Annotated in this window: 27 protein-coding genes; 19 read left to right on the plus strand and 8 right to left on the minus strand. The window is 62.4% G+C overall.

Annotation, left to right across the window (positions count from 1 at the left end):
• Positions 1 to 52: 52 nt before the first annotated feature.
• From GD606_RS05305 to GD606_RS05335, 7 genes are all read right to left on the minus strand, one after another.
• Positions 53 to 922 carry a CheR family methyltransferase gene (locus GD606_RS05305; RefSeq protein WP_163302132.1) on the minus strand — a complete coding sequence of 290 codons (870 nt, stop codon included), beginning with the start codon at positions 920 to 922 and terminating at the stop codon, positions 53 to 55.
• Positions 909 to 1,445 (minus strand): chemotaxis protein CheW, encoded by a 537-nt coding sequence (locus GD606_RS05310; RefSeq protein ID WP_163302133.1) that lies wholly within the window; start codon positions 1,443 to 1,445, stop codon positions 909 to 911. Before GD606_RS05310 ends, GD606_RS05305 begins: the two co-directional genes overlap by 14 nt.
• 14 nt (positions 1,446 to 1,459) lie before the next feature.
• Complete coding sequence (locus GD606_RS05315) at positions 1,460 to 3,553, minus strand: chemotaxis protein CheA (RefSeq protein ID WP_163302134.1); 2,094 nt, start codon at positions 3,551 to 3,553, stop codon at positions 1,460 to 1,462.
• A gap of 45 nt (positions 3,554 to 3,598) precedes the next feature.
• On the minus strand, positions 3,599 to 3,961 hold the full coding sequence (locus tag GD606_RS05320; RefSeq protein ID WP_163302135.1) for a response regulator: 363 nt from the start codon (positions 3,959 to 3,961) through the stop codon (positions 3,599 to 3,601).
• A complete protein-coding gene (locus GD606_RS05325) occupies positions 3,936 to 4,289 on the minus strand; it encodes an STAS domain-containing protein (RefSeq protein WP_163302136.1) in 354 nt (117 codons plus the stop codon). The genes GD606_RS05320 and GD606_RS05325 overlap by 26 nt, the downstream gene beginning before the upstream one ends.
• A 112-nt stretch (positions 4,290 to 4,401) precedes the next feature.
• Positions 4,402 to 6,237: a methyl-accepting chemotaxis protein gene (locus GD606_RS05330; RefSeq protein WP_163302137.1), complete on the minus strand. Its 1,836-nt coding sequence runs from the start codon at positions 6,235 to 6,237 to the stop codon at positions 4,402 to 4,404.
• A 171-nt stretch (positions 6,238 to 6,408) separates the two neighbouring features.
• A complete protein-coding gene (locus GD606_RS05335) occupies positions 6,409 to 6,987 on the minus strand; it encodes a DedA family protein (protein WP_163302138.1) in 579 nt (192 codons plus the stop codon).
• Positions 6,988 to 7,511: 524 nt separating this feature from the next.
• Between GD606_RS05335 and GD606_RS05340 the strand changes: the two genes are divergently transcribed.
• The 19 genes from GD606_RS05340 to GD606_RS05430 all read left to right on the plus strand — a co-directional run bounded on the left by GD606_RS05340 (position 7,512) and on the right by GD606_RS05430 (position 25,077).
• Complete coding sequence (locus tag GD606_RS05340) at positions 7,512 to 7,811, plus strand: hypothetical protein (RefSeq protein WP_163302139.1); 300 nt, start codon at positions 7,512 to 7,514, stop codon at positions 7,809 to 7,811.
• A gap of 20 nt (positions 7,812 to 7,831) precedes the next feature.
• Positions 7,832 to 9,103: a hypothetical protein gene (locus GD606_RS05345; RefSeq protein WP_176629225.1), complete on the plus strand. Its 1,272-nt coding sequence runs from the start codon at positions 7,832 to 7,834 to the stop codon at positions 9,101 to 9,103.
• A 131-nt stretch (positions 9,104 to 9,234) separates the two neighbouring features.
• Positions 9,235 to 9,711, plus strand: coding sequence for a chemotaxis protein CheD (locus GD606_RS05350; RefSeq protein ID WP_163302140.1), 477 nt, complete (start codon positions 9,235 to 9,237; stop codon positions 9,709 to 9,711).
• Positions 9,708 to 10,556 (plus strand): HDOD domain-containing protein, encoded by an 849-nt coding sequence (locus GD606_RS05355; protein WP_163302141.1) that lies wholly within the window; start codon positions 9,708 to 9,710, stop codon positions 10,554 to 10,556. The genes GD606_RS05350 and GD606_RS05355 overlap by 4 nt, the downstream gene beginning before the upstream one ends.
• A 127-nt stretch (positions 10,557 to 10,683) precedes the next feature.
• Positions 10,684 to 11,436, plus strand: a complete 753-nt coding sequence (locus GD606_RS05360; RefSeq protein WP_163302154.1) for a tRNA lysidine(34) synthetase — start codon at positions 10,684 to 10,686, stop codon at positions 11,434 to 11,436.
• 152 nt (positions 11,437 to 11,588) lie between these two features.
• Positions 11,589 to 12,488 carry a M23 family metallopeptidase gene (locus GD606_RS05365; RefSeq protein ID WP_163302142.1) on the plus strand — a complete coding sequence of 300 codons (900 nt, stop codon included), beginning with the start codon at positions 11,589 to 11,591 and terminating at the stop codon, positions 12,486 to 12,488.
• A 287-nt stretch (positions 12,489 to 12,775) separates the two neighbouring features.
• Entirely contained in the window at positions 12,776 to 13,555 is a 780-nt protein-coding gene (gene fliR, locus GD606_RS05370; protein ID WP_163302143.1) for a flagellar biosynthetic protein FliR, read from the plus strand.
• Positions 13,556 to 13,590: 35 nt separating this feature from the next.
• A complete protein-coding gene (flhB, locus tag GD606_RS05375; protein WP_163302144.1) occupies positions 13,591 to 14,664 on the plus strand; it encodes a flagellar biosynthesis protein FlhB in 1,074 nt (357 codons plus the stop codon).
• A gap of 38 nt (positions 14,665 to 14,702) precedes the next feature.
• Complete coding sequence (gene flhA, locus GD606_RS05380) at positions 14,703 to 16,820, plus strand: flagellar biosynthesis protein FlhA (RefSeq protein ID WP_163302145.1); 2,118 nt, start codon at positions 14,703 to 14,705, stop codon at positions 16,818 to 16,820.
• Complete coding sequence (locus GD606_RS05385; protein ID WP_176629226.1) at positions 16,810 to 18,021, plus strand: flagellar biosynthesis protein FlhF; 1,212 nt, start codon at positions 16,810 to 16,812, stop codon at positions 18,019 to 18,021. The genes flhA and GD606_RS05385 overlap by 11 nt, the downstream gene beginning before the upstream one ends.
• A gap of 6 nt (positions 18,022 to 18,027) precedes the next feature.
• Entirely contained in the window at positions 18,028 to 18,951 is a 924-nt protein-coding gene (locus GD606_RS05390) for a MinD/ParA family protein (RefSeq protein ID WP_163302146.1), read from the plus strand.
• The gene (locus tag GD606_RS05395) at positions 18,893 to 19,681 is read left to right on the plus strand and encodes a FliA/WhiG family RNA polymerase sigma factor (RefSeq protein WP_163302147.1); all 789 of its coding nucleotides are present in this window, start codon (positions 18,893 to 18,895) and stop codon (positions 19,679 to 19,681) included. The genes GD606_RS05390 and GD606_RS05395 overlap by 59 nt, the downstream gene beginning before the upstream one ends.
• Before the next feature lie 94 nt (positions 19,682 to 19,775).
• Complete coding sequence (locus GD606_RS05400; RefSeq protein ID WP_246298987.1) at positions 19,776 to 20,507, plus strand: flagellar basal body-associated FliL family protein; 732 nt, start codon at positions 19,776 to 19,778, stop codon at positions 20,505 to 20,507.
• A gap of 1 nt (position 20,508) precedes the next feature.
• Entirely contained in the window at positions 20,509 to 20,826 is a 318-nt protein-coding gene (locus GD606_RS05405; RefSeq protein WP_163302148.1) for a hypothetical protein, read from the plus strand.
• A gap of 49 nt (positions 20,827 to 20,875) precedes the next feature.
• Positions 20,876 to 21,295 (plus strand): hypothetical protein, encoded by a 420-nt coding sequence (locus GD606_RS05410; protein WP_163302149.1) that lies wholly within the window; start codon positions 20,876 to 20,878, stop codon positions 21,293 to 21,295.
• Between the two features lie 68 nt (positions 21,296 to 21,363).
• On the plus strand, positions 21,364 to 22,209 hold the full coding sequence (locus tag GD606_RS05415) for a hypothetical protein (protein WP_176629227.1): 846 nt from the start codon (positions 21,364 to 21,366) through the stop codon (positions 22,207 to 22,209).
• A 44-nt stretch (positions 22,210 to 22,253) separates the two neighbouring features.
• Positions 22,254 to 22,751: a Crp/Fnr family transcriptional regulator gene (locus tag GD606_RS05420; protein ID WP_163302151.1), complete on the plus strand. Its 498-nt coding sequence runs from the start codon at positions 22,254 to 22,256 to the stop codon at positions 22,749 to 22,751.
• 151 nt (positions 22,752 to 22,902) lie between these two features.
• On the plus strand, positions 22,903 to 24,321 hold the full coding sequence (locus tag GD606_RS05425; protein WP_246298988.1) for a menaquinone biosynthesis decarboxylase: 1,419 nt from the start codon (positions 22,903 to 22,905) through the stop codon (positions 24,319 to 24,321).
• A gap of 27 nt (positions 24,322 to 24,348) precedes the next feature.
• Positions 24,349 to 25,077, plus strand: coding sequence for an MBL fold metallo-hydrolase (locus GD606_RS05430; protein WP_163302153.1), 729 nt, complete (start codon positions 24,349 to 24,351; stop codon positions 25,075 to 25,077).
• Between the two features lie 256 nt (positions 25,078 to 25,333).
• Here GD606_RS05430 and radA read toward each other — a convergent pair whose 3' ends face one another.
• Positions 25,334 to 26,671 carry a DNA repair protein RadA gene (gene radA, locus GD606_RS05435; RefSeq protein ID WP_163302503.1) on the minus strand — a complete coding sequence of 446 codons (1,338 nt, stop codon included), beginning with the start codon at positions 26,669 to 26,671 and terminating at the stop codon, positions 25,334 to 25,336.
• Positions 26,672 to 26,676 lie beyond the last annotated feature (5 nt).

Here is a 26,676-nt window from a genome sequence, read left to right on the forward strand (position 1 = left end):
CCTCTTCTCCATCTTTATTACGAAACCCTGCTTGCGCCGCAAGGACGCGATGTCAGGTACGCCGATACACCGTGGGAGACACCTGGCGCAGGGGCAGATCCATGCCCGTCAGGCTTTCCGAATGGCCGATGAAAAGATGTCCGTCCTTGCGCAACTGGCGGCAGAATTTATTGAGCAGCGTCTCCTGCGTGGTGCGGTCGAAATAGATCATCACGTTGCGGCAGAAAATGATGTCCATGGGGTCGTTGAAGCTGAATTCCTCCATGAAGTTCAGGCGGGAAAAGGCCACCCGCTCCCGCAAATCCGGGACGATGCGCACCAGTTTCTTCAGACGGTCCTTGCTGCGCAGGAGGTACTTCCGCTTGAGGTCGTAGGTCATGCCCGCCACCCGGTCCTCGGGATAGACGGCCCGGCGGGCCTTTTCAAGAACCTGGGAGGAGATGTCCGTGGCCGTGATGGAGAACCGGAACCCCGGGGTCTTTTCGGCATATTCGCTTAAGACCATGGCCAGGGTGTAGGGCTCCTCGCCCGAGGAGCATCCGGCGCTCCACAGCCGCAGGGGATGGACCAGGCCGCGCATGGCCACCCAGTGGGGCAGCACCACCTGGCGCATGATGTCAAAGTGCTTGGATTCCCTGAAAAATTCGGTGGTGTTGGTGGTGATGGCGTCAATGAGATGGGAGAGTTCCTCGGAAAGCCCGGAAGGGCTGAAGATATAGTCGTTGTATTCCCGAAAGGTGGCCATGCCCAGCAGGCGCAGGCGCTTTTGCAGCCGGGCCTCGACCATGGTCTTTTTCGATGTCGGCAGCTTGATGCCGCACTCGGTATGGATAAACTCGCTGAAGCGCCGGAAATCCTTGTCGGCCATGCTGACCATGGACGACGATCTGGTGAACTCGCGCTTGGGCCTAGGCTCCGGCATCGACGGCGACCTCACGTCCTTCGGCCAGGGGTTGTCCCCGCCCGGCGTCGGCGGCAAGAGTCAGTTCCTCGGCCGAAAAAACCTTGTTGATGTCCAGGATGACGATGAACCGGTCCCCGCTTTTGCCCATGCCGGTGATGAACTCGGCCTTGATGCGGGTGCCCATGCGCGGAGGCGGCTCGATCTGGGAGCTTTCCATCTCGTAGACCTCTTGGACCGAATCGGCCAGGGCGCCAAGCACCGTGGACTCGCCGTCAAGCTCCACCTCGACGATGATGATGCAGGTGTTGACCGTGCGCCGGGTCTCGCCCATGCCGAACTTCATGCGCAGATCCACCACAGGCACGGCCCGGCCACGCAGATTGATGACCCCCCGGATGAATTCCGGGGTTCGCGGCACCTTGGTGATGGAGGTCAATTCCAGCACCTCGCGCACGGACCCGATGTTTAAGGCGAACAGTTCATTTTCCAGGACAAACGTCAGGTATTGATTGTCATTTAAGGTCGTGTCTTCGGCAGCCATTGGCTCCTCCCCTTTCAGTTTCCGGATTCGACGGCCGCGCGCAGAAGCCCGGGCACGTCGAGTATGAGGGCCATGGTCCCGTCGCCCTTGATGGTCGCGCCGGACAGCCCTTCCACATCGCGGTAGATGCGCCCCAGACTTTTGATGACCGTTTGGTGTTCGCCGATGACCCGGTCCACCACAAGTCCCACCCGGGAACCCTCGACGCTGGAAACCACTACCTGTTCCACGTCGGGGGGACAGCCGTCAATACCGAAGAAATCCCGCAGCCGGATGTAGGGAACGATCTCCCCGCGCAGGTTGATGATCTTGTCGCCCTCCCCGGCCTCGTCGCGCGGCAGGTCGACGCATTCCTCCACAAGCGACAGGGGGGCCACGTAGAACTCCCGGCCCGTCTGGATCTGGAGTCCGTCGATGATGGCCAGGGTCAGGGGCAGGCGCACGGTGATGGTCGTCCCCTGGCCGGGAACGCTGTCGATCTCCACGGCCCCGCGCAGGGATTCAATGGCCCGTTTGACCACGTCCATGCCCACGCCCCGGCCGGAGACGTTGGTTATGGCCTTGGCCGTGGAAAATCCCGGCAGAAAAATGAGATTGAACAAATCCTTGTCGCAAAGTTCAGCCTCCGGGGGCAACACCCCGCGCTCCACGGCCTTGGCCCGGATGGCCCGGGCGTCGAGCCCCCGGCCGTCGTCGGTGATGCGGATGACCACGGAGCCGCCGGAATGCTCGGCCGACAAAAACACCGTCCCCCGGGGAGGCTTGCCGCTTGCCCGGCGCTCGTCGGGGCGCTCCACGCCGTGGTCGATGCTGTTGCGCAAAAGATGCACCAGGGGATCGCCCAGGCGTTCGATGACCGTTTTGTCCAGTTCGGTCTCTTCGCCCGAGGTGACCAGATCGATCTCTTTGCCGAGTTCGGCCGAGAGGTCGCGCACCAGACGGCGGAACCGGCTGAAGGTGGAGCCGATGGGCAACATGCGGATGCCAAGCGTGGAGTCGCGCAGGTCGTCGCTCAACCGTTCGAGATGCTCGGACAGGGCCTTGAGGGTGGGGTCGTTGCCCGCAAGGGCTTCCTGTTTGATCTGGGACTGGACGATGACCAGCTCTCCCACCAGATCTACCAGGTCGTCGAGCTTTTCGGCGGCCACCCGGATGCTCGACGCCGATTCCGCCGCCGGTTCCCGGGCCTTGCGGATCTCGCGCACGGCCTCCTGCTCCACCAGGGCGGCCTCGATCTTGGACTTGGCCACCAGCCCGGAATCGGCCAGCACGGTTCCCAGCCGCTTCTGGGCGGCCAGGGCCTGGGCCAGATCATCCGGGGTCAAATCCCCGCGTTCGACCAGGATCTCCCCGAGTTTTTTATACACCCCGGCATCGGATAGGGCCTCGCCGTTGTCGATCTGGTCGATGGCCAGTTCGCAGTCGTCCTCGACGAATGCGAACACGTCCTGGATCTGCGAATAGCTCTTGCGCGCCCCCAAGATGATATCCCACCAGACATGGCAGACCTCGGGATCCATGTCTTCCAGGCAGGGGACTTCCTCGGCGTGCAGATAGCGGCGCATGTCGCCAAGCTCGGCCAGATCCTCAAGAAAATGGAGCGGATTGTTGCCCGTGGCATAGAAACCGGGCCCGGGCTTGAAGCGGATGCGGTAGGTGGCCATGCCGCGCACGGTCTCCGGCATCACGGCCGGGGCTTCGGCCTGGACCGGAGCGGCCGGGGAAAACCGGCGCAGCCCGTCCAAAATCCCCTGTCCTTGCAGGGCGATGGCGGGGTCTGGCCCGTCTGCCGTGTCGGCAGCTTCCAAAAGCAGCTTGATGTGGTCCCGGGCCGCCAGGGTCAGGTCCAGGAGGGTCTTGGAGACCGGAAGCAGGCCGTTGCGCACCTTGTCGAAAACGGTCTCCACCTCGTGGGTGAAGGCCGCGATGTCTTCGAAGCCGAACATCGCCCCGGAGCCTTTGATGGTGTGCATGGCCCGAAAGACGCGGTTGATGAGGTCCTGGTCTTCCGGCTGGTCCTCAAGGGCCAACAGCGAGGCCTCAAGCTCTCCCAAGAGCTCGCCTGCCTCTTCCCGAAAGGCCATGCGGTGCATGTCGTCCTGGGACATGTGGCGTCCTTGTCGCCGGGGAGAACGCGCCCAGCCTGGCTGCGGTTACCGGAGCACCTTTTTGACCACGGCCAGAAGTTGCTCGGGGGTAAACGGCTTGACGATCCATCCCGTGGCCCCTGCCGACTTGCCTTCCTGCTTCTTGGTCGCCTGGGACTCGGTGGTGAGCATGACGATGGGAATGAATTTGTACGCCGCCTGGGCCCGGATGTTTTTTATCAGTTCGATGCCGTCCATATTGGGCATGTTCAGGTCGGTGATGACCATGTTCACGGTCCCCTTGAGCTTGCCCAGGGCGTCTTTGCCGTCGGATGCCTCAATGACCGAATATCCCTCTTTTTTGAGGGTGAATCCGACCATCTGCCGCACACTCGCCGAATCGTCAACGGTCATGATCGTCTTGGTCATGCCTCTCCTCGTCTTTCCAAAATTCAGCAAACAGGCCGTTTTCCATAAAACCCGACACCCTGGCGGCCTGGCGTGCGGCGTCGGACAACGGACCAACCCTCTGTATCCGCTTGGCGTCCCGGGCGGCGCTCATGCAGGCTGCATGCACCACTTCGAAAAGGCTGGCGTCCACGGCCTCGACCCCGGCCACGTCCAGATACGCCACATCCGTCGCCGCCAAAAGGTCCAGAAGCTCCCGGCGAAGCGCCGCAGCATGTTCCACGGTCCACGCGCCCGTAAGACGTAACGTGGCGTCGCTCTCGCCCCGAAGCACTTCGTGCAGCCCCATGGCGCCCCCTTGATGACCGGCTGCCGCATGCGGCATGATATCCCGCTGCGACGTCGCTCTCTTTCCTATCCCAGCCGCACGGACCCGGCAAGAACGATACGGACGCCCTGAATCAGAAAAGCTCCACGTTGTCCCCGAGACCATCGGGGTCCGGGGCGGCTTTTACCCGGTCGTCCTTTTTTTCCGCCATGCCCGACATGCCGAACACGGACTCATGTACGTCCCGTTCGGCCTCCATGGTATATCGGCCAAAGAGTTCACGCAGCCGGTCGGGACGCCTGACATCGCTTTCCACCGGCACGATCTGCTTGGACAGGGCGCGGAAGACGTCCAGATCCAGCCGCACCGACGCCAGGCGATCCCCCACCTCTTCGTGGAAATGCACGCCGGAGGCCAACCCCTGCACGGCCTCGCCCAACTCCGCGCTTTTCTCGCCGATTTCGGCGAACATGGCCGTCCTTTTCCGGTTCATGTCCCCGATTTGTCCCAAGAGTCCATCCAAATGCGCCGAGACTTCGTCCACCCGGGAGACATCGTAGGAGACGTTGGCGTTGTCCTGCAAAATATTTGACGATTTGGCCACGTCCCGCAGGATGCGCGACACCTCGTCGGTCTGCTGCCGGGCCTCCACGGACAACCCCTGGATGGCCGAGGCCAGCACCCCGAGGGCGGCGCCCTGTTCGCCGGTATGGGCGGCCTTGATGCTGGCGTTTATGGCGATAAGCTCGATCTCCGAACCCACGTCCTCGATCTTGCCTACATACCCGCTCATTTCGGAAATCGTCCCGGCCACGGAGGTCATGATTCCGGCCAGTTCCTCGCCCTTGGCGGCGAATCCCCGCAGCGCGTCCTTGACCTGGGCCACGTCCTGCTCCACACGGCTCAGGTCCGCTCCGCTGCGGTCGTCGCCCGCCACCCCCAGGATTTCGCTGCCGATGGACATGATGCTTCCGGCGATGTCACGCAGATTCTCGACCAGCGTCTCCACGGCATTCACGAACCGCTCACGGGCATTGCCCAGTTGGGAACACTGCAAATCCAGGACGTCCCCGATCCAGGCCACGACCTCCCGGTCCTCGTCCCCGAATCCGTCGCGCGCCGCGCCCGGTGAGTGGTCGGCGACTCTCGTCGCCACCACCTGGTCCACATCGCCCATGGCCTGTTCCACATGCTCCACCTGTTGCCGGACGATATCGTGAAACTGCATGGACAACACCGCACTGGAGACGTTTTCGGTGACGGTCCTGGTCTTGTCCGAAATGGTCTCGGACAAGGCGGCGGAAGCGGCGGCCAGCCGCGAAAGGGTTTCGATATTCTCATGCAATCCGCCGAAAATGACCGAGGAACACCGCTCCTGGCTGTCTACGACGGACCTGGTCTTGACCTCGGCCTCTTCCACCAGTCCGCGCAACGCCCGATTGCGCTCGTTTATCTGGGAGGCATAGCCGATGATGGTGGCGGCCAGCTTTTCCACGTCGTCGGACAGGGTGCTGAACCCCAACCCATGGGCCCCCAGGCGGGCGCTTTCGATGCGTGTGGAGATGCCCAGCATGGACAGCCGCTTCACGATCCTGCCAAACTCGCTGGAAATCTTCTCCAGATCGGCCACAATGCTGCGGACGGAGGTCAACTCCTCCAGGCTCTCCCGGCTGTTCCCCATCTCGCACACGCCGGTCATCTGTTCGAGTTCCGTGGAGAGGTTGCCCAACACCTCGTCCATGGATTCGCCCGAGGTCGTCGCGGCCAAAGCGGCGGCACGCTCCGCGAGTTCTTCGGATTTGGAGCGTAGATTGTGCAGGCGTTCGCCCAGGGAAAGAAAATCGCGTTCCCTGGCGGCGACCACGCCGCCAAGCGAACGCCCGGCGGCGTGCATGAGGCTGCGGCACTCACGAAAAAAACCGCTTGGTGCGGGAAGGGAGGCGCCGGATTCCTTTTCTTCGATGTCCATAAGCTTCCGGGATCGCCCGGGAGGCGAACCGCCCGATTCCGTGATCAGGGCAAGGCAGGGATCGCAAAACCGCACAACGCCACAGCCATGGCCACCCTGTTTTCAGGTCGCTACGCGACAGGGCGGTCACTTCCGTTATCAACCCGGCGCGTGGAAAGAGTCAAGGCAGGATCACTTCTTACGCAACATTTTCCTGATCCAGAAAATGAGGACCACCAGGGCGATGACCCCGAAGATGATGAGTTCGACGTTATGCACCTCTTTAAGAACGCTTTCGAGCACGTTTTCCAGAAGATCTCCGAAAAGGTAGCCAATGCAACCAAAGGCCACGGCCCAGACAAACGCGCCGATGGCATTGAGCACAAAGAACTTTTTGGCGGAAATGTCCGTGGTGCCGAGGATAAAGGGGGTCAGGTTGCGCAGGCCGTAAAAAAACCGAAACGTCAGGATGAGCACCTCGTGGTACCGCTCAAGGAGCTTGTGCACCCGGGCGGCCCGCTCCTGCCATTTCTCCCGGCGCCTGAGGAACCGGTTGCCGAAATACCGGCCGACGAAAAAGGCCGTTTGGTCGCCGGCCAGGGATCCCACAAAGGCCGTCAGGATGATCCCGTGCAGGGACAGGCCGAAATTGCCGGTCTGCACCGCGAACCCGGCCAGAAGCAGGATGGTCTCCCCTTCGAGAAACGTGCCGATGAAAAGGGCCAGATACCCGTAGTTTCGGATGACTTCCTGCAAAAACTCAAGTGACATAGAGTGGTTACGCTCCAAGCGTCGTCGGATGGCGGGAATGTCGAATCCCACCGGGTCGATTAAGCCCTTCGCGGGCGCATGTCCACCGCGCCGTGATGACAAAACGGCAGCAAAACGATGGCGCCCTCCGATGGCGCCATGATTCGCCGACAAAAAGAAGGAACTGGTTGCGCCGGGATTCATCCTTTGGCACACTTACAACGTCGACTGTCTCATCCCGGCCGCCCCCCCCGCGCACCGTCGGCGCGGGCCACAGGCGGCGACCCGGCGCGGGCTCCGCGCCGGGCGCGAAAGAACCCGGCAGTCTTTTTCGGAACGACAACGGTATGGACAACTGGTTTGGCCCGCTTGTTTTTGGGATCGCGTTTACGGTGTTCGCGCTCTTGCTCTTTTGGATTCGCTTTCGTATTGAACGGAAAGACGATGACCGATCACAACGAAAACGGCGCAACGACCGTGATCCACAGTAAGGCTGCCGCTGTGCATCCCGGCCGGTCCTGGCGCGACACCTACGCGGCTCGCCCATGATTCCGTATGATGACCTCCACTACATCCTGGGTCTTTTTCTCATCATTTACCTTTTTTACTATGCCTTTTTCGTCAACCGGCACCGTTTTCTGATCAAATACGATGATGAAGACTACATTCGCTATGAACGCATGACGCTTCGCGAAAAGTCGCACATGACCGACGAGGAAATCGACGATTTCCTGCGCGAACGCAGGCGTTGCAAGGACAGGTACCACGTCTACAACATGATTTTTTTCCTGATGTTCGTGGCCGGATTTTTCGTCTTCGTCAAACTGCTTGTCCAAAAAACCTGACAGACCCATGGGGGGCTCACATGCCTGGTTCCCGGTTTGCGCTTCGCCACGTCATATCCGTCTGCGGCCTGTTCATGGCGCTTCTCTTGCACACCCCGGCCGGATCCCAAGATCTTGAACCGATGCTTCTCGTTCCCGCCATCGCCGGGTCGTTGTACCGCGACAGCGACGGCGACGGGCTCCCGGACGTTTGGGAAAGACAGGGCTACACCGAAAACGGCGTTTTCGTGGACCTTCCGACCATGGGGGCCGATCCGCAGCATAAGGATCTCTTTGTGTGGATGGACTACATGGTCCGCCCCGACAGCGTGAGCCTCGCCCCGTCCCAGACGGTCATCGACCGCATCAAGGCGGTATTCGCCAACGCCCCGGTGCAAAACCCGGACGGAACCACTGGCATAAACATCCATCCGGTCCTGGGCAGCCAGGTGACCTATGTGGAAACCCTGGGCGAAGCGGGGGATTACACCAAGGTCTGGCTGCAATTCGACTCTCTGAAAAACGATTTCTTCAACCCGGCCTACGCCAAGGCCTTCCGGTACATGATCTGGGCCAACTCCTACAACCAGGGCACGTCCAGCGGCCTGGCCCGGGACATCCCGGCCGTGAATTTCCTGGTCACCCTGGGCGAATGGGGCGCCCCCGGAGGCACGGACTGGGAAAAACAGGGCACCTTCATCCACGAACTGGGACACTGTCTGGGGCTGACCCACGGCGGCACGGACCACGACAACTACAAACCCAATTACCTCAGCATCATGAGCTATTTTTTCCAGACATCCGGATTGTACATCGACGGCCACTGGGGTGATGCAGGTTATCCCCTGCATTTCGACTATCAGCGGATGAACACGCCGAGTCTCGACGAAAACCACCTGAATGAAAGCCTCGGCATGACTGGCGCCGCCGACCTCTCGCACTACGGCTCCCTTTATTATTATTTCGACAGCACATGGAAAGAGGCGTTTGCGGCGAATGCGGCGGGGCAGATCGACTGGAATAAAAACGGCGTCATCGAGGCTGATGTGGCGGCGGACATCAACGCCAGCGGCGGCCGTTCCGTTCTCAGCGCCCAAAACAACTGGCCCAACATCAACTATGACGCCGACGGCCAGATCGGCCCCAACAGCGCCGCCGCCGTGACCAAAGCCCGTCGGAAGGCCATCCCCGACGAGTTGCGCCACGAACTCGACAACGAGACAAACGAACGCCTCAAGCGGCTCCGCCAGGAATTGACCCCGCCGCCGTCCGGGGCCGATTCCCTGCCTGCAGGCGACGCCACGACCCGCTAACGGGAGGCGGCGACCGCCGGGTCTTCCGTGCCGGGAACCGCCCGCCGCTTGTCTCCGGTTCCGATAACGGATAAGGGCCGGATTCCAAACCCGCGCGAGGATAAAAGGAACGCAGAGCTTTCAACCCAGCCATGGAAATCGTCGTCGGCATTTCGGACATGCGGATCACCAACCGCCCAAACCAGATCCTGGTCACCCATTCCCTGGGTTCCTGTCTGGGACTCATGGTTTTTGACCCCTCCTCCGGCGTGGGCGGCCTCATCCATTGCCTGCTCCCCGTGGCCCGGGAGGCCCGCGAGGGAAAAACCCTCAATCCCTGCATGTACGTCAACACCGGCGTACCGCACATGATCAAATCCATGTTCGCCAAGGGGGCCAAACGGGAGCGGCTGGTCATCAAGGCCGCAGGCTGCGGCCGGATGATGAACGTCTCCAACTCCTTCGATACCGGTGCGGCCAACCTCGCCGCATTGCAGAAACTCCTGGACCACAACCATCTTCGCCTGTCCGGTTCCGACGTGGGCGGCTCCATCCCCAGGACGGTTCGCTTCCACATTGATTCCGGGCGCGTGGTGATCAGTTCCTGCGGGAAAAGCTGGGAAATATGAAACGCCAAGAGATCATCGCCAAGGCTCTGGCCGTGCCGCAAATGCCCATGCCGGTACAGAAGATCATGTCCATCATCAACGATCCGGACGCCACCATGATGCAACTGGCCAGGTTCATTGAATATGAGCCCGGCCTGACCGTCAACCTGCTGCGCATGGCCAATTCCGCGTTCTTCGGCGGCCACGGCATGGTGACCACGGTCAAAGACGCCATCATGCGCCTGGGGATGCAGCGGGTCTACCAGATGGTGTTGGCCTCGGGAGTGGCCCCCTTCGCCAAGTATGAAATCAAGGGCTATGGCCTCCCCCCCGGACAGCTCCTGGAGCATTCGGCGGCCCTGGCCGTGGCCTCGGAGCATCTGGCCGGGGAGCTCGGCCTGACGCCCCCCCCGCACACCTTCACCTCGGGCCTTCTGGTGAACATCGGCAAGGTGGTGCTCGGGGCGTTTCTGGCCGTGGACGCGGAACCGATCATGGAATTGGCCTATTCCCAAGGAATCCCCTTCGAAAAGGCCGAGCGGGCGGTGCTTGGCATCGACCATGGCGAACTCGGCGCGCTCCTGCTTGAGCACTGGAAGCTCCCCGACCCCATTGTCTACGTGGTCCGGCACCGGCTTGCCCCGGACGCCGCCCCCGTGCGCGACCTGGCCCTGGACCTGGTCCATGCCGGGGACGTCATCGCCAAAATGACCGGCGTTGGGCTTGGCTACGATGGCATGCACTACGCCCCAAGCGAGACGGTGTTCGCCAGGCTGGGCCTGACGGCGGAACACATGGAGCGGGTCATGGAGAGTTCCATCGAGCATTTTTCCGAAATCCGCGACATCCTTTTGGGCACGGAATGACCGTGCGCCCCGGATCCCCGCCGCCGCGCCCGGCCTGCCGGGAGAACGCCCCCCTCCTGCGCTGCGCCGCGGCAAGGCCATGGACATGACGGACGCCACGCCTGCGGCCCGCACCGCAACGGGCGACATGCGGCAACAGGACAAGAACCCGACCTACGCCCAGAAATTCTGCATCGCCAAGGCCGGAAAGCTGCTCATGCACACCGGGGGCCTCGTCCCCGGGGCGCGCGTCGGCGTCGCGGTCTCCGGAGGCGTGGACAGCATGGTGCTTGTGCGGGTCATGCGGGCCCGCCAGCGCATCGTGCCGTTCGCCACCGAGCTTATGGCCCTGCACCTCAATCCCGGCTTCGATCCGGCGAACCACGCCCCCCTGGCCGGGCTATGCGAGGCGCTGGGCATCGCCGCCCACATCGAGGTCACGGACCACGGGCCGCGCGCCCACTCGCCGGAAAACCGCAAGAATTCGCCGTGTTTTTATTGCGCCTGGCTGCGCCGCAAACGCCTTTTCGAGCTGTGCCGCCACTACCGGCTGACCCATCTGGCCTTCGGCCACAACGCCGACGATCTGGCCGCGACCTTTTTCATGAACCTGTTCCAGGGCGGCCGGGTGGACGGCATGTCCGCCCGGGAATCCTTCTTCTCCGGACGGTTGACGGTCATCCGGCCCATGCTGCTGGTGGACAAAAGGCAGATCCTCCGGGCCAGCCGGGAGTGGGAGCTCCCCGTCTGGGAAAACCCCTGCCCCCACTCCAAGCGTTCCAAACGCCTGGAGATCGCCACCTGGCTGACGGAACGGTTCGCTTCGGATAAAAAATCCCGGACCAACGTCGTAAACGCCCTTCGGCGTTGGCAACTTGACAAGGATGCGGCCGACCGATAGCCTTCCACGGTCTGTGAAGCGCCCTTGAGGGGGCATCACCTTTTCCGGAACGCTCCGGGAGCCCCCCGGCCAACCGGTTTCATTTTTTTACAAATCCATCAGCGCGACCCGTTCAAAACGGTACACGCGGCCTGGCCGCAAGACGACACAACATGCTTCGCGATTATCAAATCGTTATTTTCAAAGACCAGCACGGCGTCTACCGAAAACTGCGACTTCGGGGATGGCTCTTTTTTCTGACCCTCCTGGCCATTGCAGCCATGGTGGCGGCCAACCTCGTGCTGCTGTCCTATTATGGAGACTACACGCTTAAAGAACACGAACTGGCGGCCTCGGAAAAGACGGTGCAGGAACAGAAATCCCAACTGCTCAGCCTTTCGGAAAAAATACAAGGCCTCGAGACCGATCTGCAACGCATCCGGGATTTCGACGCCAAACTGCGCCTCATGATCAATCTTGACCAGGAACCGCGCAACGTCAGCCCGCAGCAGACGGAAGGCGACCAGGACTTCACGAAAAAATACATCCCCCTCTACCGCCAGGAAATGTTGGCCAGAAACCTTCATAAGTTTCTGGCCGATCTGGGCGCTAAGGCCAGTCTGGAAAAAACCGAGCAGGACAAGCTCCTGGCCCTTTTTAACGAGAAGAAAGAGTATTTGAGCTCCACCCCGGCCATCTGGCCCACCCAGGGGTGGATCTCTTCGGAATTTGGCGAACGCGTCTCCCCCTTCACCGGCCGCAAGGAACTCCACAAGGGCCTGGACATCAGCACCACCCTGGGGGCTCCGGTGTACGCCACGGCGGCGGGGGCCGTGGCCTTCGTCGGAGAGGGGCAAGGCTCCGGCCCGACAGTGACCATCGAGCATCGCGGCGGCATTTCCACCAGCTACAGCCATCTGCGCGAATTCACCGTGTCCCAGGGCCAATCGGTCTCCCGGGGCGACGTCATCGGCTATGTGGGCGATTCCGGACGCAGCACCGGGCCGCACCTGCATTACGAAGTCCGCGTCAACGGGGTTCCGGTCAACCCCATGCGCTACATCCTCAACTGACCTTCGCCCTCCCGTCCAAAGCCTTCCCTCCAAGCTGCCTCGGAACAGCGGCCGTGTCCTGTCCGCCCTGGGGCTGGCCGTCCGTTTTTGCGCCTCGTGGCGCACGCACACGCCGCGCATCTGAATGATGTCGATACGAATTTGAATATCTTCTCTTTTGTACAGAGATTCCCCTCGTCATCATAAAGGTCCGGACAACACGCCCCCCGGCCGGACGCCAGGCGCGGCCCCCCAAACGGACGCCAGGCGTCCGGCCGGGCTGGTCCGTTTTTTGCTGTCCCGGCGGCATGGATCTTTTCAATTTCGATCCCGCCACCATCTTCAGCTTTTTTCTGACGCTTTTGCGCGTCAGCCTGATCCTGTTTCTTTTGCCCGTCTTCGGAGGCTCCATCCTGCCGACCCCCATAAAAGGCGCCATGTGCCTCGTGCTCAGCCTGGCCATCTGGCCCAAGCTGTCCTTTCCCGGGGTTCTGTTGCCCGGCAATCCCTGGATGATCGCGCTCATGCTCTTCGGGGAAATCATCATGGGCCTTTTGCTCGATGTGGTGGTGCGGTTCCTGTTCGCGGCGGTCCAGACCGCAGGCCATTACATCGGGTTTTCCATGGGGTTCGCCATGATGAACGTGCTCGACCCCCTGACCGGCACCCAGGAACCCATCACCGGGCACCTGCTCTACCAGACGACCATGCTCATTTTTTTGGCCCTCAACGGCCACCTGTTTCTGCTTCAGGCCATGGGGGACAGCTTCCATCTTGTCCCGCCCGGGGGCCTTTTGATCAATCCCGAACTTGGGGATCATATCCTGCTGTTTTCCTCGCACATCTTCACCCTGGCCCTCAAGATCGCCTCCCCGGTCATCGCCTCGCTTTTCCTGGTGGACCTGGCCCTGGCGCTCATCTCCCGGGCCGCTCCGCAGATGAACGTCCTTTTCGTCGGCTTTCCCTTGAAAATCGGTGTCGGCTTCCTGTTTTTGATCCTGATCTTTACGACCCTGGCCAGATACGTCGGCGACTACATCCTGGAAATGGGCGTCATCTACAACGCCATCCTGAAAAGCTCCGGATGATGGCTCGATAAGGGCACATCGCACAAGGCGCCGCCATGGGTAAACAAGAAGATCCAAGTAAAACAGAACACGCGACACCAAAACGCGTCGGCAAGGCCAGAGAGAAAGGGTCTGTCGCCAAAAGCCAGGAACTCCCGAAAATCATCGTGTTGTTCGTCGGGCTCATGGCCTTGAACCTCTTCATTGTCCAGATGGACCATGAGATGCGGGAGATCTTCATCTGGGCCTTCAAGACCGGATTCACCACGGCCATCACCGCAAGCGGCGTCTACGAAATCATGATCATGCTTTCCAAAAAGCTGGCGGTCATGCTTTTGCCCATCATGCTTTTCATTGCCGTGGCCGCCTACGTCACCCAGCGTATCCAGGTCGGCAAGCTGTGGTATTCGAGACTGTTCAACCCCGATTTCAGCCACCTCTTCAATCCCCTGGCCGGAATAAGGCGACTTTTCATAAGCTCGGAAACGCTTTTTCGGCTGGGAAAACAGCTGGCCCAGGCCACAGCCATCGGCGTGGCGCCCTACCTGGTGCTCAAACACGAATTCGCCAATTTCATCCCCCTTTTCTACCAGACTCCCCAGGGATTTGCGTCGTACCTCCTGGGGACCGGCATGACCATGGTGCTCTATGCCCTGGTTCCCATGGTGCTCATCGCCATAGCCGATGTGTGGTATTCGCGCTGGAACTATTCCGAGAATCTCAAAATGAGCAAGGACGAGGTCAAAGACGAACGCAAACAGTCCGAGGGCGACCCCCAGATCAAGGCCAAGCAGCGGCAGAAAATGATGGAGGTGATGCAAAAACGCATGCTGGCCGACGTTCCCAAGGCCGATGTGGTCATCACCAACCCCACCCACATCGCCTGCGCCCTGCGCTACGATCCCATGGTCTCCCCGGCCCCCCTCCTGGTGGCCAAGGGGCTCGACCACCTGGCCGAAAAAATCAAGGAAATCGCTCGGGAACATCACATCCCCATCCGAGAAAACAAACCCCTGGCACGGGCCTTGTATAAGTCCGTGGAAGTCGGGCAGACCATCCCCCTGGAACTGTACCAGGCCGTGGCCACCATCCTGGCCCAGCTCGACAAATTCCGGCGCAAAAGCCGCTAACGCAGGAAATCGGCAGAACCGCCACGGGTGTCAAAAAGATGGCCAAAGCACTGAAGACGGTCTCATTCGACTACGACAAGTTCACCAAGCAGGGCGACATCCTCTTGGCCAGCGGCGTGGTGATCATTCTCTTCGTCATGCTGGTGCCTATCCCGCCGTTTTTCATCGATCTCATGCTCACCCTGTCCATCTCCGTGAGCCTGGTGGTCCTGGTCACCACCATGTTCATGACCACGCCCCTGGAATTTTCCATCTATCCGTCCCTGCTCCTGGTCACCACCCTCCTTCGGCTGTCCATGAACGTGGCCTCCACCCGGTTGATCCTGTTGCACGGTGACGAAGGCACTTCGGCCGCCGGACACGTCATCGAGGCCTTCGGACAGTTCGTGGTCGGCGGCAACTACTTCGTGGGCGTCGTCATCTTTCTGATCCTGTTCTCGCTCAACAAAAAGGTCATCGTCCAAGGCACCACGCGCATCGCCGAAGTGGCCGCCCGTTTCACCCTGGACGCCATGCCCGGCAAGCAGATGGCCATTGAGGCGGATTTGAACGCCGGGCTGATCGACGAGGCCGAGGCCACCAGCCGCCGCGAGACCATCCGCAAGGAGGCCGATTTTTACGGGGCCATGGACGGCGCGGGAAAGTTCGTCCAGGGAGACGTCTCCGCCACCATCCTCATCACGGCCATCAACATCATAGGCGGATTTTGCATCGGCATCATCCAAAAGGGCATGGAGTGGACCGACGCCGCCCAGACCTACACCATCCTGACCATCGGCGACGGTCTGGTTTCCATCATCCCGTCCATCATCATCTCCACCTCCGCCGGCCTCATCGTCAGCCGGGCCGCCTCCGAGGCCAAGATGGGCGAGGAATTCATCGCCCAGTTGACCTACCATCCCCGGGCCCTGCGCCTGGTCAGCGGCATGATGGCGATCTTCGCCATCGTCCCGGGCATGCCCACCCTGCCGTTTTTGGCCATGGCGGCCCTGATCTACGGGATTTCCGTGGCCACGGACAAGCAGCGCGAACTGCTTAGCGGCGGCGAGGCCAAAGGCAAGGGCAAGGGCAAGGGCAAGGACAAGAATAAGGAACTGGAGACCCCGGAGGAAGTCCAGGCCCTTTTGCCCCTGGATCTTCTGGAACTCGAGGTAGGCTACGGCCTGATCCCCCTGGTGGACGAAGAGCAAAGCGGCAACCTTCTGGCCCGCATCCGCTCCATCCGCCGCCAGTTCGCCCTGGACATGGGTTTGATCGTCCCGTCGCTGCACCTGCGCGACAACCTCCAGCTCAAGCCCGGCCAGTACACCGTGCTCATCAAGGGCAACGAGGTGGCCTCGGCCGAGATCCTCATCGACCACTACCTGGCCATGGACCCGGGCGACGCCAAGCACCGCATCCGCGGCGTGGAAACCCGCGAACCGGCCTTCAATCTCCCGGCCCTGTGGATTCCCGAGGCCCAAAAGGAAGAGGCCATGCTGGCCGGCTACACCGTGGTCGATCCGGCAACCGTCATCGCCACCCACTTAACCGAGGTCTTCCGCCGCCATCTGCACGAATTTCTGGGCCGCCAGGAGACCCAGGTTCTCTTGGACAACCTGGCCAAGCGCGCCCCCAAGGCCGTGGAGGATCTGGTGCCCGGTGTCCTGGGGCTGGGCTCGGTGCAAAAGGTGTTGCAAAACCTGGTCAAGGAAAACGTCTCCATCCGCGACCTGTTGACCATCGTGGAAACCCTGTCCGACTATGGCCACTCCATCAAGGATCCCGACCAACTCACGGAATACGTGCGGTCCCGCATGGGACGCACCATCGTCAAACCGTACCTGTCGCCCGGGGGCTCCCTGCCCATCTTCAACCTGTCCCCGAAGGTGGAGGGAAGCATCCAGGAAAGCCTGCGCAAGACCGACCATGGCACCTATCTGGCCATGGAACCGATGACGGCGCAAAAGATCATCCAGGCCATCAAAAACGCCATGGACAAGGCCCTGTCCGTGGAAGGCCAGCCGGTGCTCCTGACCTCGCCCGTCTCCCGGCCGCACTTGGCCCAACTTCTGATGCGGTTTGTGCCCACGCTCCCGGTGATCTCACAGGCGGAAATTCCCGGCGAGATAAAGCTCCAATCCCTTGCCACCATAGGAATCAACAATGCGGGTTAGAACCTTTCGCGACAAGAACATGGCGCGGATCCTGGCCAGGATTAAAAGCGAAATGGGTCCGGACGCGGTCATCCTGAGCAACCAGACCGTGCGGGAAAACGGCCAGTGCCTGTGCGAGATCATGGCCGCCGTGGAGTCGGACGAGGACGCTCCCAAGGCGGCAGCCCGGGAGAAGGTGCTGACCATCTCTGCCGAGTCGGCCCAGGGAAACGGCGCACGGAACCGCCCCGCAGCCGCCAGGCCCGAAATGGACCCGCTGGTCGGCATGGACGTTCCCGGCGCCGACTCCGGCGACGGCTGGCGTCGGGAGTGGGACGAAATTCGCGACCACATGATGGCCCTGCTCAAACCGGGTCTGAAATTTGACAGGCTCGAACCCCGCCAACGCCTGGCCTTGCAATACCTGGAACGCGAGGGCGTGGAGGATGCCGTTTTATTGACGTTGTTCCGGTCCCTGGCCGACCGTGGGGAACGCACCGTCCTGCCCGCCCTGTCCAGCATGGTCGGCATCAAGCCCCTGCCCTCGGACAGTTGGAGGCAACGCGTCCACGTCCTGGTCGGCCCCTCGGGCGCGGGCAAGACCACGGCCGTCCTGCGCCTGGCCCTGGCCAGAAAGCGCCAGCATCCGAATACGCCGGTCACGGTGGCCGCCCTGTGGGACGGTTCGACGGGATCGGCCATGCTCAAACGCTACGCCGAGCTTTCCGGCCTCGCCTTTCAGAGCGTGACCAGCCCGGAAGAGTTCCGGGCCCTGTGGGAAAGCCTCGGCCCGAACGGATGGGCCTTCGCGGAAATGCCCTGCCTGCGCGGCGAGGAAAGCATGGACCAGCGCCTGCGCGCCCTGGGCATGGCCGGACACCCCGGCGTGGCCGTGCATGTGGCGCTAAGCCCCATCTGCGCAACGGCCCAGCTTCGGTCCTTCGCGGCCCGCTACCGGGCCAGCGCGCCGGGCAGTATTGTCTGGACGAAGCTTGATGAAGCCTGTAATTTCGGGACTCTGATCAATGTGGCGCATGCCGTGGACCTGCCGGTCTCGGCCCTGTCCCATGGGCCGGAACTGAACAGGAACCTCACGACGGCCACCGCCACCGACGTGTGGAAACTCATCTTCAAGCACCAGCTCCCCGGCGAGGCCGCCAGGGACTCCCAACCCGGACGAGGCACGAAACAACGCGCCACGACGGCGAAAAGCGCGGCGTAAGGGACCATGCGGCCAGACGTCCCAACGGCAACGTCCGCAGAAAACAAAGACACGCGTCGTCGCTCTCCGAGGACGACGCGACGTGGAGCATACGCAGTGACGGCCCAGACGGAACTCCCCCTGGTCTTCTCGGTCACCTCCGGCAAAGGAGGCGTGGGCAAGACCAATCTCTCGGTCAACCTGGCCTATTGTCTGAGCCGCATGGGCAAGCGCACGGTCATTCTGGATGCGGATCTGGGATTGGCCAACGTGGACGTGCTGCTTGGCCTGACCCCCAAACTCAATCTCTTCCATCTTTTCCACGAAGGCGTGACGCTCAATCGCGTGCTGTGCCAGACCCCCTACGGCTTCTCCATCCTGCCAGCCTCCTCGGGCGTGGGGGAAATGCTGACCCTGTCCACGGGACAGAAGCTGGAGCTTTTGGAGGCCATGGACTATCTCGAAAACCGCATCGACTATCTTATCGTGGACACGGGGGCGGGGATCAGCGACAATGTCATTTATTTCAACCTGGCGGCCCGGGAACGGCTGTTGGTTCTGACCACGGAACCCACCTCCCTGACCGACGCCTACGCCCTGATCAAGGTCATGCACATCAACCATGCCGTCAATCGGTTCCGGGTGTTGGTGAACATGGCCCAAAGCGCCAAGGCGGCCATGGTGGTGTACGAAAAACTCTATCAGGCCTGCGACCGTTTCTTAAGCGGCATCTCCCTGGATTTCACGGGATTCGTGCCCCAGGATCCGGCTGTCAGGGCCGCAGTCATTCGGCAGAAGCCCTTTTGCGTCGATGCCCCCGGGGCCCCAGCCAGCAGGAAACTGGAGGACATCGCCCGGACCATCACTACCTGGGATATCCCGGCAACCCTCGATGGAAACATCAAATTCTTTTGGAAAAAGCTCCTCTTCCAGGAACAGCCCCTGGCTTAGGCTGGATTCGGGGGAAACCGCCTGGGAAGACTTCGATCTCCGCGACCGGGAGGAGATCGTCAGGCATTTTGCGCCCAAAATCAAAATCCTGGCCCTGCGCCTCAAGGCCAAGCTCCCCCAGAGCGTGGAGCTTGGGGAGCTGCTCAGCGCCGGGGCCCTGGGGCTCATGGAGGCCTTGAAGAGGTTTCGCCCCGAGTTGAACATCAAGTTCGACACCTATGCCGAAAACCGCATCAAAGGGGCCATGCTCGACGAGTTGCGGCGCATGGACCGCTTCTCGCGCGGCCAGCGCCACCGCATCCGGACCCTTGAGGAAATCATCCGCCGTCTGGAGCACGAGCACGGCGAGTCCCCCTCCGTGGAGGCCCTGGCCGACGCCTCGGGACTGACCATCCGCGAGGTCTCCCAAAGCATGGAGGCCCTGCAAAACCAGTTGTGCATCAGCCTGGACGCCATTACCGAGAATCTGTCCTCCTACAAGATCAACCAAAACGACAACGAACCCTTCAAGTCGACGGAATTCAAGGAGCTGGTGGACAAGCTGGCCGGGCTCATCGACGACCTGACGCCCCGGGAGAAGCTGGTGCTCTCCCTGTACTACGGCGAGGAGCTCAACATGCGCGAGACCTCGGAGGTCATGGGCATCACCGAGGGCCGGGTCTCCCAACTGCATTCCCAGGCCCTGGCCAGATTGCGGCAAAAATTCAAGACCGACTTCGGCATCGACTGACCGCTTGCGTCGCCCATGAAGGTCAACACGTTCAGCCCGTCGCCCCGGAACCTTCCGTAAGGGAATCCCGGGAACGCGACATCCGCCGCGCACCATGAGCAAGGACAAAGGAACCTCCGCGAAAGCCCCCACGGCCATGGACGATCCGGCTGACGCCGGATTGACCAAGGCCAAGCTCGACGACACGGAGCTTAGCGACGAGTTGCCCAAGGCCTTGCAAAAAGTCGAACTGGACCTGGACGACGCGCCGTTTCTGGAAGACGATAAAGACGAGCAGCCGCCTCCTGCTCCCGAGGAGGAGCCCGTCCACACGGACGAGGCGCCCGCGCCCGCCCCCTGGTGGAAGAAAAAAGCCATCCTCTTCGGCGCGGCCGGGCTTGTGCTCGTCATCCTGGCCGCCGCTGCCTATTTCCTGTTTTTCTCCGGGAAAAAAGACGAGGCCCCGCCCCCGCCGCCGGTTGAAGAGAAGGACGCAGGGGCCCCTTTTGAGCCCCCTGCGCCGTCGCCCCCTCCCGAGGAAAAAGAGGTCACGGTGGTCATGGACCCCTTCCTCGTGGAGCAGGTCAACGAAAAAGGCGAGTCGTTCCTGGTCAGCCTTCAGTTCACCACGGCCACCACGAATCCTGATCTCGAAAAAGAACTTACCCGAAATACGGTTGTGCTTCGGGATGCCGTGTATTATTTTCTAAAGAACAAACAATTGATCTTTTTGGACGACAAGAAAGTTACCGACGCCCTCAAACAGGACATCATGTCGGTAATGAACCAATTTCTGGGAGACGCGCAGATCGAAAACCTGTTCATCGAAAAATATGTGGTGAAGTGATATGTCCATCGACCTCTCCACCGTCTTGCAGGTCATGCCCTATGCTCAAAACGTCGCCCACGCCGAGGTGATCCATCCCGGGGTGCAGCAGGCCACGGCGGCGGAACTGGCCCTGCAGCGCCTGCGCGAGGAGGGCGACCAGGTTCCCAAGGTCGAAGAACAGGACGCCGCCGATTCCATCACGGACCAGGAGGAGGAACGTCGCCGCGACGGACGCCAGCCCCGCAAGCGCCAGGCCCGGCATTCGGCCGAGGAAGAAGAAACGACGCCGACACACGTCACCCCCTGGACGGGAAACATCATTGATGCCAAGATATGAGGGACATGTTCCGACTCCCTAACACACTCCCCCGCTTCAAGGTTGGTCCATGAGCGCCGAGCCCTATCTGATCCTTTTTCTCACTTTAAGCGAACTGGCGCTCATCGTGCTGGTGGTCGTCTTTTTTTCCCGCCTGCGCCGCTCCGAGGGTCTTTTGCACAGGATGCAAAACAACCAGGAGCAGTTGCTGGAAAAGCTCCGGGTCAACGCCCAGCTCGAACAGGAACTGGTGTCCAGCTTCAAGCGCCGCCATGCCGAGCTCCTGGCCCTGGACGAGAAGCTCGAAGAACGCCGGGCGGAGTTGGAGCGGCTTCTCAAGCAGGCCCGCGAGATGTCCCGGTCCCCCCAGTTCCTGCGCCAGGTCATCCAAAACGGCCACAAAAAGGGGCAGTCCATCGACGCCCTGGCCAGATCCACGGGGCTTGCCCCGGACGAGGTGCGCCTGATCCTCGAACAGGCCGCGTCCTGACCCGGCCGCCGCGAGGAGACGACATGCGCCGACACACGCATCCTATCCCATCAGCCTGAGGTGTTCCCATGGCTGGCCGTGACCTCGAAGACTTCCGCCGCGCCTTTCGATCCGGAGAACGGGTCGTGGGCCGGGTGCTCTCCCGACCCGACGCCCGGCATGCCCTGGTGGACATCTCCGGTTTCGAACTTTTGGCCGCGACCGACACCGATCCGCCCCTCGGGTCCAGGCTGACCTTTTCCATCACCCGGATGCATCCGGTGGTGGTGCTGCGCGAGCTGGCCCGAGACCACAACGATCCGAATGCCGACCTGCCCCGCCGCATCGCAGGACTTCTGTCCTCCCTGGCGGGCGCCCGCGCCGCCTTCGAGCCGCATCTGTCAGGCCTTCGCCCGCCGCCCGCCCCCTCCCCCGGCCAGGCCGTCGATCTGGCGGACCTCAAACGCCGATTTCTGGCCGCGCTTTGCGCCGATGAACCGGCTTTCGCCGCCTACCGGCGATTGTCCCGGCTGACCCGGGAACTGGCCGCCCTGCCCGGGCTTTCCCGCCTGGGGAAGTATCTGTACGCGCCCTGGTACCCACCGGGCGCGGTGGGGCACGAACTACTCCTGGGACGCCCCGGGACGGGCGGGGCACGGGAAATCCACCTTGCATTCCGGCTCGAAGGGCCGGGCGAGGTCCGGGTCAAGGCCCTCTACCATGGCGACACGGCCCGGTGCCTGGTGTTCGCCGCCGCTCCCGAGCGTCTTGACCGCCACATGTTTTTGCCCGAGGCCGTCCGCCTGGGACGCAAGGTGATCCGCCTTCTGCCGATGGCCGCGCCGCGCCCCCTGGGGACGCCCCTTCCCTCGCTTGCGCAAACCCTTCTGGGGAATGGGACCGGGAGCTTTACGGGGGTGAACCTTCGAGTGTAAGAACAGGCCACTGCACCCCACCCCATAGGCAAAGGAACGCAACCATGCAAAGCGGCGACGAAGATCTGCTCTCCTCTCCCAATCTTGGCCGCAGGATCAGCGAGATGCTCGACGAATCGGCCTGGGCCAAGGATCTCTCGTGGCAGGACATCCAGGCCCTGTCGGGTTTCATGTCGATTCTGGAGTTCCCCAGGGAGATGACCATTTTCACCGAGGGGGATCGTAGCGACTACATGGCCATCGTGCTGCACGGGGTGGTGGAGATCGCCAAGCACGAAGAGGGCGATGAGTTTTCCACCAAATTTCTGGTGCGCCTGGGCCCTGGCCGGGCCTTCGGAGAGATGGCCCTGGTGGAGGGGCTGCCGCGTTCGGCCTCGGCCCTGGCCGCCGAAGACACGCGGCTCCTGGTGCTGACCAGGGAGGAATTCGACCGGATGTGCAGGGAAAACAAATCGCTGGCCCTGAAAATGGCCATCAACATGGCCCGGCTCATCAGCTTCCGGCTGCGCCACACCAGTTCCAAGCTTTTGCGGTTCCTCTGACGTCGAGTCCTTGAACTTCGTCTCTACGTCTATCACTACGGCGCACAGGGCCGGGCACACAACCTGACCGGCCCTTGGCCTTGTTCCGCCGTCAACCCATACCCCTATTTCGAGGCATACCGGCATGGCATACAAGGATTTGCAGGATTTCGTGAAGGCATTGGAGGGCGCGGGCGAACTCAAGCGCATCGCCGCACAGCTTGATCCCTATCTGGAGGTGGCCGAGGTCACGGATCGGGTGAGCAAAAAACACGGCCCGGCCCTTTTCTTCGAAAACGTGGGCCAGTCCGGGTTTCCGGTGCTGACCAACGCATTCGGCTCATATACCCGCATGCACATGGCCCTTCAGGTCGAGAGCCTGGAGGCCCTGGCCTCGGAGATCACGGAATTTATGGAGATCGAAAAGCCCTCGGGGATCATCAAAAAGCTCAAGCTTCTGCCCAAGCTGGCCCGGATGGCCAATATCTTCCCCAAGGAGGTGGGCTCGGGCCCCTGCCAGGACGTGGTTCTCACGGGCGACGACGTGGACCTTTCCATCATGCCCGTCCTGACCACCTGGCCGGGCGACGCCGGGCCATTTATCACCCTGCCCGGGGTCATCACCAAAAACCCCGAAACCGGCAAACGCAACTTGGGCATGTACCGCATGCAGGTCTTCGACAAAAAGACCACGGGCATGCACTGGCACCGCCACAAGGGCGGGGCCTACCACTACCACCTGGCCGAAAAGCTCGGCAAACGCCTGGAAATGGCCGTGTGCATCGGCCCGGACCCGGCCGTGACCTACGCCGCCACGGCCCCCCTGCCCGACGAACTCGACGAGATGCTGTTCGCCGGATTCCTGCGCCACTCGCCCGTGGAGCTGGTCAAATGCAAGACCGTGGACATCGAGGTTCCGGCCAACGCCCAGTTCGTGCTGGAGGGCTATGTGGAGCCCGGCGAACGGCGGCGGGAGGGCCCTTTCGGCGACCACACGGGCTATTATTCCCTGGCCGACGACTATCCGGTCTTCCACGTCACGGCGCTCACCCACCGCAGGGACGCCATCTATCCGGCCACCCTGGTGGGACCGCCGCCCATGGAGGACTGCTTCATGGGCAAGGCCACGGAACGCCTGTTTTTGCCCCTGATCAAAAAACAACTGCCCGAGATCATGGACCTGAGCCTGCCCCTGGAAGGCGTTTTCCACAACCTGTGCTTCGTCTCCATCGACAAACGCTATCCCGGCCAGGCCAAGAAGGTCATGTACGCCCTATGGGGCCTGGGACAGATGATGTTCACCAAGATCATCGTGGTGGTGGACAAAAACGTCAACGTGCAGAACACCTCCGAGGTGCTGTGGCGTCTTGGCAACAACGTTGACCCACGCCGCGACGTGGTCATGGTGGACGGCCCCCTGGACGCCCTGGACCATGCCTCGCCCCTGGCCTTCTACGGCGGCAAAATGGGCATCGACGCCACGAAAAAAGGCCCCCAGGACGGCCATCACCGCCCCTGGCCCGCCTCCCTGCGCATGGCCCCCGAGGTCAAGAACCGCATCGACGCCCTGTGGGGCGAGCTGGGGTTGTAAGCGGGACGCCCCAGGAGAACGCCGCCCATGGACATCACCTACATTCATCACGACTGCTTCGTCGTGCGCCACGCCGGGCGCGTGTTGCTCTTCGATTATCCCCGCCCCAGCCATCTGCCCGCCCAGGCCGCCCAGATGGCCGCGCCGCTTCTGCACGGGGCCGATCTGACGGTCTTTTTCTCCCACGGCCACCCCGACCACTTCGACCCGAACATCCTGGCGGTCACCGCCGGGGCGGCTACGCGCCGCTTCGTGGTCTCGGACGACGTGGCCGACATGTTCCCGGACAGCCTGCCCCCGGACGCCGTGATCATGGAGCCGGATCAGACTCGCGAGGTGTCGGGGCTTCTCGTCTCCACCCTGGAAAGCAACGACCTGGGCGTGGCCTTTCTTCTCGCCACGCCCGAAAAACGCCTCTATTTCGGCGGCGACCTGGCCCAGTGGGACTGGCCCACCCTGCCCGAGCGCGCCCGGGCCGAAACCTGCCGCTTCTTCACCGACGCCCTGGCCCGCATCGCAGACTTCGCCCCGGACGTGGCCTTCACCAACTGCGATTTCCGGCTCGACTCCCTGGGCGGCGTGGTGGCCTTCGCCCAGGCCGTCCATCCCGGGCTCTTGATCCCCATGCACCTTTTCGGCGACGCCTCGCGGCTGTGGACCCTGCCATCGCGCATCGCCGAGGCCGGTCCCGCCGATGCACCCGACATCCCGGTCTTCTGCTACGCCGCCCCCGGCGACAGCATCGTACTGGAATAGCCTGCGCCGACAAGGGGGGAAACCTTTTGAAAAAGGTTTCCCCCCTTGACCCCCCTTCGAAAACTTCGTCGCGCTTCGCGTCCGCGTCCGGGAGAGAGCATTCTCTCCGGCCAACCTGATTTTCGTTGGCGTTTCCGGTGCGGCTTTGCCGCACCGGAAACGCCAACGATATCAGGGGGTCCGGGGGAAATGATTTCCCCCGGGCGGGGTACGGGGCGGCAGCCCCGACGCAGGGCGGGGCGGCAGCCCCGATGAGCTAGCTGAAAAGGGCGGCGTGCAGGGCGGTGAGGTCGCTGACGCCTTGGGCGCCTTTGCCGGGGCGCGGGAAAAACAGCGGCCCGTAGCCCAGGCGTTTGGCCTGTTTGAGGCGCATATCGTGTCCGGACACGGGCCGTATGCGTCCGCCCAGGTCCACCTCGCCCCAGAAGACGGCCCCGGCTGGGAGCGGCCGGTCGTGAAAAGAGGAGAGGATGGCGGCGGCGAGTCCCAGGTCGAGTCCCGGGTCGCGCATGGACAGTCCGCCGCCGAGCTTGGCGTAGATGTCCGACTGGCCCAGGTGGACGCCGAGGCGTTTTTCCAGGACGGCCAGAAGCAGATGCAATCGCCCCTGGTCCACGCCAAGGGCCGTACGCCGGGGGATGCCCAGATAGGAATGGGCGGCCAGGGCCTGGACCTCGACGGCCAGGGGCCGTTGGCCCTCCACGGCCATGACCACGGCCGAGCCGGACAGGGCGGCGTCGCGCTCGCCGAGGAAGAAGGTGGACGGGTCGGCCACCACGGCCAGTCCTTTTTCGCGCATCTCGAAGACCAGGAGTTCGTCGGTCGGGCCGAAGCGGTTTTTGAGCACCCGCAGGATGCGAAAGACGTGGCGTCGTTCGCCTTCGAGGTAGAGCACGGTATCCACCATGTGCTCCATGAGCTTGGGGCCGGCGATCTGGCCGTCTTTGGTGACGTGTCCCACCAGGATTAGCGGCGTGCCGGAGCGTTTGGCGGCTTCGACGAGTTCCGAGGACACGGCCCGCACCTGTCCCACGCTGCCGCTGGCCCCTTCGGCGGCCGGGGAATGTAGGGTTTGCACGGAATCGGCGATGAGGAGACTTGGGGGGTTGGGGTCGGACAGAAGGGCCACGGCCTGGGAGGCGTCGGTGGAGGACACGGCCAGGAGTCCGGGATGCAGGCATTTCAGGCGCGCCGCCCGGGATTTGAGCTGGGAAAGCGATTCCTCGCCGGAGAAATAGACCGGGGAGCGTCCCGAGGCGGCCAAACGTCCGGCAAGTTGCAGAAGGAGCGTGGATTTGCCGATGCCCGGCTCGCCGCCGAGCAGGATGGCCCCGCCCGGGGCCAGCCCCCCGCCCAAGACCCGGTCCAGGTCGGCCAGTCCCGTGGGCGCGGCCACGCCGCCCTCATCGGGGTGGTCGGCCAGGGAGGCGGGGGGAACGGCCGGGGACGGCGACGCGAACCCGCCCTTGCTGCTTGAGGCGGCCACGGTCTGGGCGGAAAGGGTGTTCCATTTGCCGCACCGCGGGCACTGGCCGCGCCAGGATGGCGAGATGCCGCCGCATTCGGCGCATACGTAGCGTTGCCGGGTCTTCATGGATG

Origin of the sequence: Desulfolutivibrio sulfodismutans DSM 3696, from assembly GCF_013376455.1 — a bacterium.
Classification (GTDB): Bacteria; Desulfobacterota; Desulfovibrionia; order Desulfovibrionales; family Desulfovibrionaceae; genus Desulfolutivibrio; species Desulfolutivibrio sulfodismutans.

Excerpts from the sequence above, each read along its gene's own strand:
- GD606_RS05305 (WP_163302132.1), bottom strand. The coding sequence starts at position 922 with ATGCCGGAGCCTAGGCCCAAGCGCGAGTTCACCAGATCGTCGTCCATG.
- GD606_RS05310 (WP_163302133.1), bottom strand. The coding sequence starts at position 1,445 with ATGGCTGCCGAAGACACGACCTTAAATGACAATCAATACCTGACGTTT.
- GD606_RS05315 (WP_163302134.1), bottom strand. The coding sequence starts at position 3,553 with ATGTCCCAGGACGACATGCACCGCATGGCCTTTCGGGAAGAGGCAGGC.
- GD606_RS05320 (WP_163302135.1), bottom strand. The coding sequence starts at position 3,961 with ATGACCAAGACGATCATGACCGTTGACGATTCGGCGAGTGTGCGGCAG.
- GD606_RS05325 (WP_163302136.1), bottom strand. The coding sequence starts at position 4,289 with ATGGGGCTGCACGAAGTGCTTCGGGGCGAGAGCGACGCCACGTTACGT.
- GD606_RS05330 (WP_163302137.1), bottom strand. The coding sequence starts at position 6,237 with ATGGACATCGAAGAAAAGGAATCCGGCGCCTCCCTTCCCGCACCAAGC.
- GD606_RS05335 (WP_163302138.1), bottom strand. The coding sequence starts at position 6,987 with ATGTCACTTGAGTTTTTGCAGGAAGTCATCCGAAACTACGGGTATCTG.
- GD606_RS05340 (WP_163302139.1), top strand. The coding sequence starts at position 7,512 with ATGATTCCGTATGATGACCTCCACTACATCCTGGGTCTTTTTCTCATC.
- GD606_RS05345 (WP_176629225.1), top strand. The coding sequence starts at position 7,832 with ATGCCTGGTTCCCGGTTTGCGCTTCGCCACGTCATATCCGTCTGCGGC.
- GD606_RS05350 (WP_163302140.1), top strand. The coding sequence starts at position 9,235 with ATGGAAATCGTCGTCGGCATTTCGGACATGCGGATCACCAACCGCCCA.
- GD606_RS05355 (WP_163302141.1), top strand. The coding sequence starts at position 9,708 with ATGAAACGCCAAGAGATCATCGCCAAGGCTCTGGCCGTGCCGCAAATG.
- GD606_RS05360 (WP_163302154.1), top strand. The coding sequence starts at position 10,684 with ATGCGGCAACAGGACAAGAACCCGACCTACGCCCAGAAATTCTGCATC.
- GD606_RS05365 (WP_163302142.1), top strand. The coding sequence starts at position 11,589 with ATGCTTCGCGATTATCAAATCGTTATTTTCAAAGACCAGCACGGCGTC.
- fliR (WP_163302143.1), top strand. The coding sequence starts at position 12,776 with ATGGATCTTTTCAATTTCGATCCCGCCACCATCTTCAGCTTTTTTCTG.
- flhB (WP_163302144.1), top strand. The coding sequence starts at position 13,591 with ATGGGTAAACAAGAAGATCCAAGTAAAACAGAACACGCGACACCAAAA.
- flhA (WP_163302145.1), top strand. The coding sequence starts at position 14,703 with ATGGCCAAAGCACTGAAGACGGTCTCATTCGACTACGACAAGTTCACC.
- GD606_RS05385 (WP_176629226.1), top strand. The coding sequence starts at position 16,810 with ATGCGGGTTAGAACCTTTCGCGACAAGAACATGGCGCGGATCCTGGCC.
- GD606_RS05390 (WP_163302146.1), top strand. The coding sequence starts at position 18,028 with ATGCGGCCAGACGTCCCAACGGCAACGTCCGCAGAAAACAAAGACACG.
- GD606_RS05395 (WP_163302147.1), top strand. The coding sequence starts at position 18,893 with ATGGAAACATCAAATTCTTTTGGAAAAAGCTCCTCTTCCAGGAACAGC.
- GD606_RS05400 (WP_246298987.1), top strand. The coding sequence starts at position 19,776 with ATGAGCAAGGACAAAGGAACCTCCGCGAAAGCCCCCACGGCCATGGAC.
- GD606_RS05405 (WP_163302148.1), top strand. The coding sequence starts at position 20,509 with ATGTCCATCGACCTCTCCACCGTCTTGCAGGTCATGCCCTATGCTCAA.
- GD606_RS05410 (WP_163302149.1), top strand. The coding sequence starts at position 20,876 with ATGAGCGCCGAGCCCTATCTGATCCTTTTTCTCACTTTAAGCGAACTG.
- GD606_RS05415 (WP_176629227.1), top strand. The coding sequence starts at position 21,364 with ATGGCTGGCCGTGACCTCGAAGACTTCCGCCGCGCCTTTCGATCCGGA.
- GD606_RS05420 (WP_163302151.1), top strand. The coding sequence starts at position 22,254 with ATGCAAAGCGGCGACGAAGATCTGCTCTCCTCTCCCAATCTTGGCCGC.
- GD606_RS05430 (WP_163302153.1), top strand. The coding sequence starts at position 24,349 with ATGGACATCACCTACATTCATCACGACTGCTTCGTCGTGCGCCACGCC.
- radA (WP_163302503.1), bottom strand. The coding sequence starts at position 26,671 with ATGAAGACCCGGCAACGCTACGTATGCGCCGAATGCGGCGGCATCTCG.